The sequence below is a fragment of the Acinetobacter sp. YH12231 genome (assembly GCF_013417755.1).
Classification (GTDB): Bacteria; Pseudomonadota; Gammaproteobacteria; order Pseudomonadales; family Moraxellaceae; genus Acinetobacter; species Acinetobacter amyesii.
On sequence record NZ_VPDJ01000003.1, the window covers coordinates 15,498 to 29,968 of the forward strand.

Below are 14,471 nucleotides of genomic sequence, written 5' to 3' on the forward strand. Positions count from 1 at the left end.
TGAGATGTTTCTTAGTTAGTAGAAATATCTTGTTTTACACCACATATTAAATCCACAAAAAAGGACGCCTCGGCGTCCTTTTTAATTTAACTTGTCTTAGCTCAGATTAAAGACCAGTCAATAATGCAATTGCGACTTGCTTCATAATGGTTTCCGCAACCAACAATGCCAAAATCGCAAAAATTGGTGACAAGTCAATCATCCCCATATTTGGAAGAATACGGCGGAATGGTGCAAGTAGCGGTTCCGCCAGCTCTTGAACCACTTCAATATAAGGCGAACGTGACTGACTAAACATCACGACCCAACTCAAAATAATCGATGCAAAAATTAAGTAACGACAGAAACGGATTAAATCCTGAATCATGGTCACAAAGGTCATAATGATCAAATGGAATGGACTATTCACCGCCACTCCAGACAAATACATCAAACCAAACATTTTTAACAAATACAGAATCACCACCAACACCAAAGCTGCAGTATTCACTCGACCTTTGGCCAAAGTTGGGAAAATTCGGCTAAAGATATCGACAATTTTTGTTGCTTTTGCTGTTGCCAAAACCACAGGGTTATATGGACTCACGGCAGCAAGCTGCATTAAAAAACGGAAAAATACGAGCAAAATTGCAACGTTAATAATGATTCCAAAAATTTGAGCAGAGCCCATACTTGAACTTTCCTAAATCAAATCGAATTATTTGGTGCTTTCGCTTAACTCTTGTGCCAACTCTTGGCTACGCTTTTGCGCTGCGGCTAAAGCAGCCTGAATATTTTGTGAAATTTGAGCACGATCAAACACTTCAATCGCGGCTTGTGTTGTACCGTTTGGAGAGGTTACATTTTTACGTAACTCCGCAGGACTATTGGCACTGGTAATTGCCATTTGTGCGGCACCTAATGCAGTTTGCAAGGTTAGCGCTGTAGCTACCTTTTCATCCAAGCCCATGTTTTTACCTGCACGGATCATACTTTCCATCATATAGAAAAAGTATGCAGGACCTGAGCCAGAAACTGCTGTTACCGCATCAATTTGCGCTTCTGAGTTTACCCAAAGTGTTAAACCCGTTGAAGCCAAAACTTGACTTGCAAGATCACGATCTTCAGCCGAAACCGCTTCACCTGCATACAAACCATGCGCACCGGTTTGAACTAAAGCAGGTGTGTTTGGCATGACACGAACAATACGCTCTGTGCCTAATAGTTTTGAAATCGTTGCAATTTCCGCACCAGCAACAATTGAAATCACTAACTTCCCTTCTAGCAACCCTTGTAATGGTGCCAAAACTTTTGCCAACACCTGAGGCTTAACTGCAAAAAGTACAATGTCAGCATCTCGAATTGCTGCAACATTATCATCGGTCACATGCAAATCTTTTTCAGCCAAAAGCTCACGTACTTTTTCTACGGGATCTGAAACTGTAATACGTGTAGTCGGGACACCACGTGCAATTAGGCCACCAATTAAAGCCTGTGCCATGTTGCCGCCACCAATGAAACTGATATTACAATTTAGAATTGCGCTCATGATTGAAGATCCGATATTGCAGATTTAGCGTTAAGAGATAATGTCGGTTGCCAGCCAGCTTGAGTACAAAATTCAGACTGCGCCAACCAAAAGCCCTGAGGCGTAAAGACGCCTAGCATAACATTATCTCGGCTTAATATTTGAATAGTATGACGCTGCCATGGAAAAATTTGCGCCTGCTGAATGGCTTTTTTCAACGGCCAACTTCCGATACGACCATATAAATGAATTTTTTCACCGCCAAGACGTGGGCGAATCTGCAGTTGCTGCCCCAATAATTCAGGTGATAAGCCAACTTCTGAGGATTGAATCACAAAATGGCCTGTAGGCAACTTGAGAGACTGACCTGCAACACAAGTTATAACCTCAACCTCTTGAATGGATTCTGCTGGCAGATAATCCGCTTTGGCAATCCGATGAAGTTGCTGTTGAAAGCGCAGATAATAAAATCCATTCCAGTGTAATGCCGCTTGCGAGTCTTCGCGTGAGCCAATCACTTCTGAAAATAATCGCTGTACCATTTCAAAACTTGGACGATATTGCCCCTCACCTTTCATCCAGTGCGATAACAACTGACGCTGACGTGCCAGACTGAGCTGTTGTAAAACCACTAAAGATAAAGTTTGCGATGAACCACAGGCTGCCAAATCTTGTTGCAACACCTCGTGTAAAATTTCATCAGCATCTTGCATCAAATAACTGGTTCGACTCAGGGCTTGCTGCATTTTAGGAAATCGACCACTGAGTACAGGCCATAGAATTTCACGACTCCACGCGCGGTCATAGTCGGTATCAAAATTGGTGAGATCTTGAATATTTTGCACATGCAGTTGTGCTGCCCATTGGCAAATTTGCTCACGTGAAAGATCCAATAGCGGACGCCATAAAGCAAAATCTTCACGTACATCGAATTTTTTCATGGCAGCAAGGCCATGGACACCCGCACCTGAAAGTAGCCGCAACATCAGTGTCTCGGCTTGATCTTGCTGATGATGCGCGAGTACCAATATTTCATCTGCTTGTAAATGTTGGGCAAAGGCTTGATAGCGGGCTGAGCGGGCTTGATTTTCAAGATTACCTTGCGCAACCTGAACTTTTTGTATAATGAATGGAAGATTCAGCGCTGCACACTGAGCACGTACAAACTCCCCCCAAGCGTGACTACACGCTTGTAGTTGGTGATCAATATAAATTACCCGTATTTTTTCAGGGCACAAAAACGGCATAAGATGCAGCAGCAACATGGAATCCATGCCACCACTACATCCTATTAAAAATCGGCTTTGTTCAGGCAGCGCCTGAATTTGACTTAAGCAGTCAGCCCTAAATTGTCGCTGCCAAACTTCATTAAACGCTGATAACGCGCTTCGCATCGTTCGTTTGCATCCATTGGTTGCAGTTCTTCTAGAGCTTGCTTCAAGACCACTTTCAAATCCTGCATGACTTTTTCAGGGTTTAAATGTGCGCCTTCCGCTTCGTCCACCACGTATTCCACAATGCCCATCTTCTGCAATTTATCTGCCGTCAATGCCAATGCTTCACTTGCTTGTTCTGCTTTCTCTGCAGTTTTCCACAAAATAGATGCACAGCCTTCAGGTGAAATCACTGAATAAATACTGTGAGATAGCATAATCACACGGTCAGCCACGCCAATACCCAGCGCACCACCCGAACCACCTTCACCCAATACCGTTGCCACTACAGGCACTTTAAGTGAAGAAAGCTGAGCCAAACTGGTTGCAATCGCTTCAGCCTGACCACGTTCTTCTGCACCCACGCCTGGGTAGGCACCCATGGTATCAATAAAAGTAAAGACAGGCAGATTAAAACGCTCCGCCATATCCAATAAACGCTGTGCTTTACGGTAACCTTCTGGGTTACTCATACCAAAATTATGCTGTAATTTTTCACGTGTACTACGACCACGGTGCTGACCTACGATCATCACAGGCTGACCATCTAAACGAGCCAAACCACCAATCATCGCGCCGTCATCACCAAATAGGCGGTCACCGTGCAAAGCATCGAACTCTGTAAAAATTTCGCCAACATAATCCAAAAACTGCGGACGTTCAGGATGACGTGCGATCTGAACCGTAGTCCAGGCTTTAGATTGAGCTGCTTTATTTTTCATAGGTCGATCATTATCCCTAACTTAACTGGTCTGTTAATTGATAAATTGTTCCGACTGGATATTCAGTTCAATATCCCAATGCTTAAATTGCACTTGCTCATCATGCAAGTCTGCAACCAACAAAGGCCACTGTTTGGCATCACCAGAAACACTAAGTTGCCATTGTTGCGCATTGTCCACGCTTAATTCAATGGCAGGAAGCATCTCATCGCTGCGACTATGATTTAATAAAACTGCTAAACGAAGCAATAGACATAAGTAAACAAGTTTGTTACCACCGACTTTCATCACATCGACACGTGCATCACTGCGTAGCTTACGACGATGATGCGCCACTAAATGTGACAAATGGTTTTGATCAATTTGCGAGAAACCCGGAATATCCGAATGTTGCAACAAATAGGCACCATGACGGTGGTAACCACTATGACTAATCGCTAAGCCAATTTCATGCAAATACGCTGCACGACGCAGTAAATCACTGTCATCACTAGTCAAATTCAATGCGGTCGCCACACCATTAAACAGTTGTTGCGCGGTATTGACCACACGCTCTGCTTGTTTTACATCTGCGTTGTAGCGACCCATCAACGCATGTACAGAACGATCTCGAACATCTTCATGTTGGAAACGTCCCAAGAGGTCATACATCACGCCTTCACGTAATGCGCCATCCGAATAGACCAATTTATCGATATTCAGCACATCAAAAACGGCATATAAAATGGCAATGCCGGCTGGCAAAACTGCTCGACGGTCTTCTTTTAGACCATCAAATTCCATTTCATTGACATGCTTATATTTAAGCAATTTATCTTTGAGTTTAAATAGACCGTCACGCGTCAGTTCTTCCTGATCGTTGCTCCAGCCCATATTGACACAAATTTGACGACACGCTTTGATCGTACCGCTTGAACCGACAACAGTATCCCAGCCCGCAGCTTTATAAGTGTTGGCAATGCCAGCAATTTCCTTGCGAGCAGCATTCACCGCTTTATCAAAGCTTTTCAGGTTAATTTCACCATCTGCAAAAAACGCTTTGGTAAAAGCAACACAGCCCATTTGCACGGATTCAGTATGAATCGGCTCAAACTCTTCACCAATAATTAGCTCTGTAGAACCCCCACCGATATCAATCACTAGGCGACGACCACTGTTTGCCATGGTATGAGAAACCCCCAAATAAATAAGACGGGCTTCTTCACGACCAGCAATGATTTCAATCGGCTTGGGTAAAATTTCAGCAGCTTTTTGAATAAATTCATGACCATTTTTTGCTTGGCGCAAGGCATTGGTCGCCACAATACGTAAACGGTTGGCTTGGACAGGATTTAAACGCCCTACAAATCGTGCTAGGCAGGCTAATCCTCGTTGCTGTGCGGCTTCAGTCAAATTTTTATTTTCGTCTAGACCTGCGGCAAGCTGTACTTTTTCTGACATTGATGCAACTTTTTTCACTTCACCATGGTCTACACGTGCGATAGCCAAGTGGAAGCTGTTCGATCCCATATCGATAGCAGCAAGTAATTCTTCATCAATCAAAAAATCAGACATTATTCAAAAAAACCTGTTCAGAATTGTGCTTAGATTAATTCACATACATGCAATTTAAAAGCCATTTATGAGTAGTTCGGGCGGAACTTATCGATTTTTTATCTGAAGCAATGATAGTCATACACGATCATCGGCATCGTGATCATCCATTAGACAAACTCGCCATTCAGGTCGAAAATTTACATAACCCCCTACATTGTTATAGTTGGCTATGTAATACTTATAAACATAGAGTCAACTTAAAAATTAATTCCGGAGCAAAATCCATGTCTGGCAATATCGTAAATACAACTGATGAAAACTTCCAAGCCGATGTACTAGAGTCTGATACTCCTGTACTTGTAGATTTCTGGGCAGGTTGGTGTGCTCCTTGTAAAGCCATTGCACCTGTACTTGAAGTACTTTCAACTGAGTTTGAAGGCAAAGTTAAAATCGTTAAAGTAGACGTTACTTCTTGCGAACAAACTGCAGTGAACTACAACATCCGTAACATTCCTGCATTATTAATGTTTAAAAACGGTGAAGTTGTAGCAACTCAAGTCGGTGCTGCACCAAAATCTAAATTGACAGCGTTCATCGAAGAAAACATCTAATATTTTTCGATAAAAACCCATGGAAATACGCTGTTTTATACAGCGTATTTTTTTGCCTGATAAATTGACAAATGCTGTGTTCTCTCTTATATTGTTTACTCAAGAAATTAAGGATCTCAAATCCTGTCATTTTCTTACAACACACAACACATAAAATGCCGCTCGGCAACAGAATTGTTTTTCACATCTCTCTTCATATAACGAATCAGATCTCTGAATTGTTTTGTGCAAACCAATTGCTATCGTTTCTTGCATGATCGCGGCACATTTGTTGCTCCCTTTTCCAACCTGTACCTCAGAATTTTAGATTCTATCTGACCACCTATGAACTTAACCGAACTCAAGAAAAAACCGATTGGCGAACTCATCAAGATTGCCGAGTTTATGGGCCTCGAAGGAATGGCTCGTAACCGTAAGCAAGATATTATTTTTGCCATCTTAAAGCGCCACGCAATGAACGGCGAAGAGATTTTTGGTGATGGCGTTCTAGAAATTCTGTCGGACGGCTTTGGTTTCTTACGCTCTGCAGCGGGTTCTTACCTAGCCGGCCCTGACGATATCTATGTGAGCCCATCACAAATCCGTCGCTTTAACCTTCGTACTGGTGACACTATTACAGGTACGATTCGTCCCCCTAAAGAAGGCGAACGTTACTTTGCATTATTAAAAGTTAATCAAATTAACTACGACACACCAGAAAACTCACGTAATAAGATTCTTTTCGAGAACTTAACACCTTTATTCCCAACTGAACAATTGGTGATGGAATTGGGTAATGGTACAACTGAAGACTTAACTGCGCGTGTGGTTGACTTGGTTGCTCCGATTGGTAAAGGTCAACGTTCTATTATCGTTGCACCGCCAAAAGCGGGTAAAACCATGTTGTTACAAAACATCGCACAGTCGATTGTTCGTAACAATCCAGAATGTTTCTTGATTGTCCTTCTAATTGACGAACGTCCTGAAGAAGTAACAGAAATGGAACGCACAGTTCGTGGTGAAGTGGTTGCATCTACATTTGATGAATCACCAGCTCGTCACGTACAAGTTGCAGAGATGGTGATTGAAAAAGCTAAACGTCTTGTTGAACACAAAAAAGACGTGGTGATTTTGCTTGACTCAATTACTCGTTTAGCACGTGCTTACAACACCGTAATCCCTTCATCTGGTAAAGTTCTTACTGGTGGTGTGGATGCCCATGCTTTAGAACGTCCAAAACGTTTCTTCGGTGCAGCACGTAATATTGAAGAAGGTGGTTCACTGACAATTATCTCAACTGCGTTGATTGAAACTGGTAGTAAGATGGATGAAGTGATCTACGAAGAATTCAAAGGTACAGGTAACCAAGAAATTACCCTAGACCGTCGTATTGCTGAAAAACGTGTGTTCCCTGCGATGAACATCAAAAAATCAGGTACACGTCGTGAAGAGCGCCTAATGTCTGAAGATAACCTACGTAAAGTTTGGATTTTACGTAAATTGCTTCATACACAAGACGAACTTGCAGCGATGGAATTCTTGCTTGATCGTATGAAAGAAACCAAAACCAATGATGATTTCTTTGATCAAATGAAACGTAAAGCATCCAACTAAGTTGAATGTTTGACTGAAAAGGCCATCTATAACGATGGCCTTTTTATTTGGTTGACTTTAGTTACACAAAGAAACATTTGATGGATTTCCATGTAAACTTATTTTCAAGTTGATGATTATAAAAAATATATTTTAAAAAACCCTATTCTTTTTAGTGGTTTATTTGCTATTTCCCCAATATAAATCTTTCTCTTAATTGTTATTTTCTGTTAAAAAATGGTCGTTTTTCACCTATTTTTCACGGTTTTTTCAAAGTCGCTAGTAGCATTTCAAAATACTCAGTGATAGCATACACGCAGACCAGTTAGACTGCTCTATGCATTTTTAATACCTATTCAAATTAGGCATAATAAAAGCACACAACAGACTAACGCAGGTTATTTTTTAATCTCATATTTTAGAGAGTGATGCCATGTTATTCAAAAAAATCGCTATTGCTGCTGCAGTTGCTACTACTTTAGCTTTCGTTGGTTGTGCTAAAAAAACTGAAGAAGCTGCTCCTGCTGCTGCATCTGAAGCTGCTGCTTCTGAAGTAGTTGCTGCGTCTGACGCTGCTGCTGTTGAAGCTTCTGCTGCTGCTTCTGAAGCTACTGCTGCTGCATCTGAAGCTACTGCTGCTGCATCTGAAGCTACTGCTGCTGCTTCTGAAGCTCAATAATCTAACCGATTATTCAGCACAAAAAGAGAGCCCTTTGGCTCTCTTTTTTATTGCCTCAAACTTTAAACCCTAGTTAATAAAAAATAGCTAATATTCAAAATACTAAACCCATGCTTATTGAAAAATAAAAACTGAAGATTTAGCTCAAAGAAAGCCACAATCAATCTTTACGACAACTCAACTCAAATATATCGTCTCACTTTAAAACGAATATTCTTCAACATGAATTGTGCGATAGATGATGAGCACTGCGCCTACTAAATCAAAGACAAAAAAAAGCAGATCAATCGATCTGCTCATTTCCAACACGTTGACGGAATTTTTGTCCCGCACGGAAGGTCACTACACGACGGGCAGAAATCGGAATTTCTTCACCCGTTTTCGGGTTACGGCCTGGGCGTTGACGTTTATCACGCAACTCGAAGTTACCGAAACCAGAGAGTTTAACTTGTTCCCCAGAGATTAGCGCTTGGCTAATCTCATCGAAGAATAACTCGACCATTTGTTTTGCTTCACGACGGTTTAAACTCGTGAGCTCACTTAAATGATCAGCCATTTCTGCTTTTGTTAATGCTGTCATGAAGCCCTCAATGTCGCCTGGTAAGTGTTTTCCAACACCTGAAGTATGTTATCCATACCGTTTTTGATTTCAGCATCTTCTAATGTACGTGTTGGATGTTGCCATTGAATTGCAAATGCCAATGAGCGCTTGCCTTCTTCGACACCTTGACCAGTGTACACATCGAACAACCAAACTGCGTCTAAAAGTTCACCGCCTGTTTTTTCGATAAGTTGCTGAATTTCACTAACATTAATCTTATCACTAATTAAAAGCGCAATATCACGTCGAACCGACGGAAAACGTGATAATTCTGTAAAATTAGATACATAAGTTTGCAAAACAGCCAATTGATCCAATTCAGCTACCCAAGTAGTCGCCAAATCCAACTCATCTTCTAAAGATGGGTGTAAACGACCGAAGTAACCAATTGATTGACCATTGACTAAGATTTCAGCAGATTGGCCTGGATGCAACCACGTACGTTCTGAACGTACATATTCAACATTTAAACGTGCAGAATTTAAAATCTCTTCTACATCGCCTTTAAAGTCAAAGAAATCCATAGGCTGTGCTTTACCATGCCAAGATTCAGTCGTACGCGAACCTGTTGCAACTAGTGCAAAGGTTGGGATCTGTTTAAGATCATGAATGCTGTTCGCACCTTGATAATCAAAACGTAGACCAAGCTCATAGAAACGCACACGGTTTTGTTGACGGTTCACGTTGTATTGCACACATGGGATCAAACTTGATAATAAGGTTGAACGCATCACTGCAAGGTCGCTAGAAATCGGGTTTGCAAGCGCTAGTGGTTGAACCTGTGGATTCAATTGTTTCTCTAGTTTCGCATCTGCAAAGCTAAAGCTAATCGCTTCTTGATAACCCAAAGCCACTGCAGTTTGACGTAACTGAACCAATTCAAATTGGTCTTGGTATTTCGCTAGTTTGACATCAATCACCGGCAAGCTAATTTGAATATTGTCGTAACCGTGAATACGTGCCACTTCTTCGATGAGGTCTTGATAAATCGCCATATCAAAGCGGTGTGATGGTGGTACAACAGTCCACTCACCTTCTGCTTTCACAGTGACATTGCAACCCAAACGCGTTAAAGCATCCGTAATAAATGCAGATTCAACTTTATAACCGAGCAGTTGATCAACTTGCGCTTGGTTCAGTTCAATGGCTTCACGTTTTGGTAATAGCTCTACTTTTTCAGCAACAGTAATTGGACCAAACTCACCACCAGCTAAATCAGCGATAAGTTGAGAAGCACGGTGCATTGCCGTCATCGGCAATTCAAAGTCTACGCCACGTTCATAACGCTGAGAGGCATCAGTATGCAAACCAAAACTACGTGCACGACCTGCGATATAGAGTTGATCAAAGAACGCCGACTCAAGGAAAATTTCAGTGGTATCATCAGAAACGGCTGAACTTAGGCCACCCATGATCCCTGCAATCGCCAAAGCTTTTTGATCATCCGCAATCACCATCACGTTTTCAGATAATTCAACTTCTTGTTCATTCAACAACGTTAATTTTTCTGCTGCTGTTGCTTGGCGTACACGAACAGAACCTTCAACTTTACCGCCATCGAATGCATGTAAAGGTTGACCCAATTCCATTAAAACGTAGTTGGTAATATCGACCAAAATACTGTGCTGACGAATGCCTGCACGAGCTAATGCACGCTCCATCCACTCAGGAGTTGGTGCTTTGGTATTAACGTTTTTGATCACTCGACCTAAGTAACGTGGGCAACCATCAGTTTCAACAACAACTTTCTTCTCATCAGTAATTGTTGCAGCAACTTCTTTAATTTCAGGGGCAGTCACAGGGAGTTGATTAATCACACCAATTTCACGTGCAATACCACGAATACTGAAGCAGTCACCACGGTTTGGCGTGATGCTGATATCAATCACATTGTCATCAAGATCTAAATATTCACGCACATTTACACCAACAGGTGCATCGGCAGGAAGCTCTAATAGACCGTCGATTTTATCTTCAAGATCAATTTCAGACGCACCGCACAGCATGCCTTGTGATTCAACACCACGAAGCTTGCCTTTTTTAATTTTGAAATCGCCCGGAAGTACTGCACCAATGGTTGCTACAGGAGCTTTCATGCCTACACGTACGTTTGGAGCTCCACAAACGATTTGTAACGGCTCGCCTGAACCGATGTTTACAGTAGTGACACGTAAACGGTCAGCATCGGGATGTTGAACCACTGTTAAAACTTCACCGACTACTACACCAGTAAATGGTTTTGCAGCAGGAGATAAATCATCAACTTCTAAACCTAACATGGTCAGTTGGTCAGAAAGTGTATCGCTATCAATGGCTGGGTTAACCCATGTACGCAACCAATTTTCGCTAATTTTCATTGTATAAAAACCTATTAATTCTAAATTTCTAATCCCCTCTAGCGCCCCTTTAAAGAAAGAGGACGAACCCTAAGTCATGATGGACACCCCCTCTTCTTTTAGGAGAGGTTAGGGAGAGGTATAAAACTGTTTAAGCAAATTGGCGTAAGAAACGCACATCATTTTGGTAGAACATACGCAGGTCATTAATGCCGTAACGCAACATGGCAAAACGCTCTACACCTAAACCGAAGGCAAAGCCTTTGTATTTTTCTGGGTCGATGCCAGCGGCTTGTAAAACGTTTGGATGCACCATACCGCAGCCCAAAACTTCCAACCATTTACCACGTTCATCCATGATATCCACTTCCGCACTTGGCTCTGTAAATGGGAAATAAGATGGACGGAAACGTACTTTCAAATCTTTTTCAAAGAATTCATTTAACAAGTTAACCAACAAACCTTTTAGTTCTGCAAAGCTGGTGTTTTCAGCCACATACAAACCTTCGATTTGATGGAACATTGGCGAATGCGTTTGGTCCGAGTCACAGCGATAAACACGACCAGGACACACAATACGGATTGGAGGCTGCTGATTTTCCATCGTACGAATTTGCACGCCTGAGGTATGCGTACGAAGTAAATGATTCGCATCAAAATAGAAAGTGTCGTGCATCGCACGTGCAGGATGATGACCCGGAATGTTCAATGCTTCAAAGTTGTGATAATCATCTTCAACTTCTGGACCAGTCGCAACAGTAAAGCCAGCTTTGGTAAAGAATTGGCAAATACGTTCTTGAACTTGAGTCACAGGGTGAATACTACCCACCGTTTGACCACGGCCGGGTAAAGTAATATCAATCGTTTCGCTAGCAAGCTTTTGTTCTAATGCAGCTTTTTGTAATTCAGCTTGACGAGCAGTCAGTGCGCCAGTAATCGATTCACGAACGGCATGAATTTGAGCACCAAAAACTTTACGTTCTTCTGGGTCCATTTTACCGAGCGACTTCGATTGTTCCGCGAGCTGGCTTTTCTTCCCTGTAAATTGCACTCGCACTTGGTCGAGTGTAGCAAGGTCCTCTGCTGCTGCAATCGCAGCGAGCGCTTCAGTGGTCAGGGCTTCCAGTGACATAGTAACTCTCAAAGCAACAATTTAAAAAAATAATATAAACCCCTTATTCTAACAGTTTTTAGCCGTTATGATGAAGCGCATTCACAAGTTAAAATTGCATTAGCATCAAGTTTTAAAAAAAGTATAAGATAAACACAATATCAATGGGATCCAATCTTTATGGCACTCGATCCAATCTGGAAACAACAGCTCACACTCGTCACTTATGGCAATGAATTTCTCAACCAAGGTTTGAGTTTTCAACGTTGGTTGAATCACCACATTTTTGATCAGCACAGTTTCCATTTTCGTGATTTGCTTTCACAGCATTTATTGGCTCAACATTTCCAAATTTGGCTAGAGGGCTTAAAAAAACAAGGGGTACAACGCTTAAGTTTACATAGCTCTAGCTTGCTGAATGATGAACAAAATCCGAATGCTAACGTTGAACTTCTTCCCTTTGCTCATTTTATTGTGAGCCATGAACAAAATAAAAAGCAGGCATGGATTTTTGGTAAAGAACTTGCCGAGTGGTATAACGCAGAAAATGACTATGAAGCACCGGCATCCCAACAACTGCAAATTCGTCGAGAAACTTTTTGGCGCTATGAGCTGAACCATAAACTCATTAAACGCATCGAAGCAGATATGCAGTTACCAAAATGGGATGATATTCATAACTTCACTGAAGCAGAATTATTTTTACAAAAACCTGCGGAAGGTTTTATTGAGCCGGAGGTGTTGGGCACACCTTATTATGGTACGCAGCTTGATCTAAGCAGCGAATCGAATGAATCTACAAAACTTGCACTCTTGCCAACGGATGCACAAGCGGATTTTGCACATGACAGCTTGCATCGCTTAGATGCATTAAACCGCCACATTCAGTCTAAAATTCAGCATCCCTATCATGCAGATGGCAGCATCTATACACCTGAAGAACAGTTAAATTTGCGCCATTTTGCTCAAAAAACTGAAGATTTAACGGCTAAATTTATCGTAAAAGTCGCCAATCACTATAAAACTGCACGTTTAACTCCTGTGGTCGAAAGCTCTCCTCTGGATGGATTTAAAACTGAGCAAAGAAAATCAAATCCTCAGCATGCACACACGCCAAATCCAACCCATAAACCCGGTGCAGGTGGAGTGATTACTTTAATTATTATTACGGTAGTGATTTGCTTATTGGCTTATTACTTCGGACTTTAACTGTATAAATATGATCAACACTAAAAAGCCCTTCTCATAGAGGGGCTTTTTTATAAACATACTTCTGTATGAAAGATTTCAAAATTATGAGGTCGTTAAATAATTAAATGGACGAATTTCTAATCGAACGCGATGCTGATCGGCATGTTGATTAATATAATGACTGACCGAGACTACTTCCCCCTCAAGCTCTGCGTCTGCACCATACATGATTTTGACCGCCTCACCTTTGCGGGGAATCATTTCGAGCTCTACAGTAATGCTACCTTGACCCATACCAACTATTTCAGCCAACATTTTATTTTCCTTTTGTTCTTTTCTATCCATACATTAGGCATGGCGCAAAGCGCGGTATAAAGATTATTTCTGTAACTTAACTGCACTTTTTATTGATAAAACATCAAAACTTAAATATCAAAAACATAAGAGTCCAATTGTTCTAAAAATGCATCAACTGCATTTGCAGACTTTAAACGAATCCATTGAATATGTTGATATTCAGGTGCATTCATCATCTGTAGATATTTTTCACGATTCTTTTTATGGGTCTTAATCATCCACCAGACAATGGAATCTCGACCAAACATCCGCCACAAATTTTCCTGATTATTTGAATCTGGCCAAAGATCTTGTTTGGACTTAGCCCGAGAAAATGCGCGCTTTACAGAGCGGTATAAATTGACTGGAAACGGAAGGTCTAACCATATCACCGTATCTATTTCCGACCATTTCACCGGAATCGCCCGAGTATAGTTGCCATCAATAACATAACCATTTTTTGCTTTGGCAATTTCAGCTTCGATACGTGCAAAAAAGATTTCGTCAGGACACTCCTGCCAATCATCCAGCCAAAATAGGTTATCCAGTTCAATATAATGTAACCTTAATTTTTCCGCCAAAGCTCTGGAAAAGGTTGATTTTCCTGTAGCAGATGTACCGACTACGTTTATTTTTTTCATTGTCATGATGATCTACTTGAGTCAAGTGAACCTACTTCAAGATAACAGTATTAGATAAGATAGGTTAACTTTTATTCTTCACGATAATTTAAAAGATCTGCATCGATATTGATAAAGTCAGGTTCAATTGCAGTATAAAAACACACTTTTCACAGACTATATTGATCCAATAATTTTTCAGTTGGTATTTATCCA

14 protein-coding genes are annotated in these 14,471 nt (G+C 41.4%); 4 read left to right on the forward strand and 10 right to left on the reverse strand.

The features are described 5' to 3' along the window. Positions 1–106 precede the first annotated feature (106 nt). From FTV11_RS01360 to ppx, 5 genes are read right to left on the reverse strand one after another with little or no spacing between them, the layout of a single operon-like run. Entirely contained in the window at positions 107–670 is a 564-nt protein-coding gene (locus FTV11_RS01360; protein WP_078189567.1) for a YggT family protein, read from the reverse strand. Positions 671–697: 27 nt separating this feature from the next. Then, entirely contained in the window at positions 698–1,528 is an 831-nt protein-coding gene (gene proC / locus FTV11_RS01365; protein ID WP_168378486.1) for a pyrroline-5-carboxylate reductase, read from the reverse strand. Next, positions 1,525–2,901 (reverse strand): tRNA lysidine(34) synthetase TilS, encoded by a 1,377-nt coding sequence (gene tilS, locus FTV11_RS01370; RefSeq protein ID WP_180073259.1) that lies wholly within the window; start codon positions 2,899–2,901, stop codon positions 1,525–1,527. The genes proC and tilS overlap by 4 nt, the downstream gene beginning before the upstream one ends. After that, a complete protein-coding gene (locus tag FTV11_RS01375) occupies positions 2,838–3,662 on the reverse strand; it encodes an acetyl-CoA carboxylase carboxyltransferase subunit alpha (protein WP_078189570.1) in 825 nt (274 codons plus the stop codon). Before FTV11_RS01375 ends, tilS begins: the two co-directional genes overlap by 64 nt. Positions 3,663–3,695: 33 nt before the next feature. Beyond that, on the reverse strand, positions 3,696–5,216 hold the full coding sequence (gene ppx, locus FTV11_RS01380) for an exopolyphosphatase (RefSeq protein ID WP_078189571.1): 1,521 nt from the start codon (positions 5,214–5,216) through the stop codon (positions 3,696–3,698). A gap of 266 nt (positions 5,217–5,482) precedes the next feature. On the opposite strand from ppx, the gene trxA reads away from it, so the two are divergent. From trxA to FTV11_RS01395, 3 genes are all read left to right on the forward strand, one after another. Beyond that, the gene (trxA, locus tag FTV11_RS01385) at positions 5,483–5,809 is read left to right on the forward strand and encodes a thioredoxin (protein WP_078192629.1); all 327 of its coding nucleotides are present in this window, start codon (positions 5,483–5,485) and stop codon (positions 5,807–5,809) included. 324 nt (positions 5,810–6,133) lie between these two features. Beyond that, a complete protein-coding gene (gene rho / locus FTV11_RS01390; RefSeq protein WP_067731074.1) occupies positions 6,134–7,402 on the forward strand; it encodes a transcription termination factor Rho in 1,269 nt (422 codons plus the stop codon). 412 nt (positions 7,403–7,814) lie between these two features. Then, positions 7,815–8,060: a hypothetical protein gene (locus FTV11_RS01395; RefSeq protein WP_078192631.1), complete on the forward strand. Its 246-nt coding sequence runs from the start codon at positions 7,815–7,817 to the stop codon at positions 8,058–8,060. A 283-nt stretch (positions 8,061–8,343) separates the two neighbouring features. Here FTV11_RS01395 and FTV11_RS01400 read toward each other — a convergent pair whose 3' ends face one another. From FTV11_RS01400 to pheS, 3 genes are all read right to left on the reverse strand, one after another. Further along, positions 8,344–8,640, reverse strand: coding sequence for an integration host factor subunit alpha (locus FTV11_RS01400; RefSeq protein ID WP_004649746.1), 297 nt, complete (start codon positions 8,638–8,640; stop codon positions 8,344–8,346). After that, positions 8,637–11,018 carry a phenylalanine--tRNA ligase subunit beta gene (gene pheT / locus FTV11_RS01405; RefSeq protein ID WP_180073260.1) on the reverse strand — a complete coding sequence of 794 codons (2,382 nt, stop codon included), beginning with the start codon at positions 11,016–11,018 and terminating at the stop codon, positions 8,637–8,639. The genes FTV11_RS01400 and pheT overlap by 4 nt, the downstream gene beginning before the upstream one ends. 130 nt (positions 11,019–11,148) lie before the next feature. Continuing rightward, a complete protein-coding gene (gene pheS, locus FTV11_RS01410; RefSeq protein WP_078192633.1) occupies positions 11,149–12,129 on the reverse strand; it encodes a phenylalanine--tRNA ligase subunit alpha in 981 nt (326 codons plus the stop codon). A 159-nt stretch (positions 12,130–12,288) separates the two neighbouring features. On the opposite strand from pheS, the gene FTV11_RS01415 reads away from it, so the two are divergent. Then, complete coding sequence (locus FTV11_RS01415; protein WP_180025965.1) at positions 12,289–13,317, forward strand: hypothetical protein; 1,029 nt, start codon at positions 12,289–12,291, stop codon at positions 13,315–13,317. A gap of 84 nt (positions 13,318–13,401) precedes the next feature. On the opposite strand, the gene FTV11_RS01420 is transcribed toward FTV11_RS01415, so the two are convergent. Together FTV11_RS01420 and FTV11_RS01425 are read right to left on the reverse strand one after the other, a co-directional pair. Continuing rightward, complete coding sequence (locus tag FTV11_RS01420; protein ID WP_111884721.1) at positions 13,402–13,614, reverse strand: hypothetical protein; 213 nt, start codon at positions 13,612–13,614, stop codon at positions 13,402–13,404. Positions 13,615–13,724: 110 nt separating this feature from the next. After that, on the reverse strand, positions 13,725–14,276 hold the full coding sequence (locus FTV11_RS01425; protein ID WP_180073261.1) for an adenylate kinase: 552 nt from the start codon (positions 14,274–14,276) through the stop codon (positions 13,725–13,727). Positions 14,277–14,471: the final 195 nt, after the last annotated feature.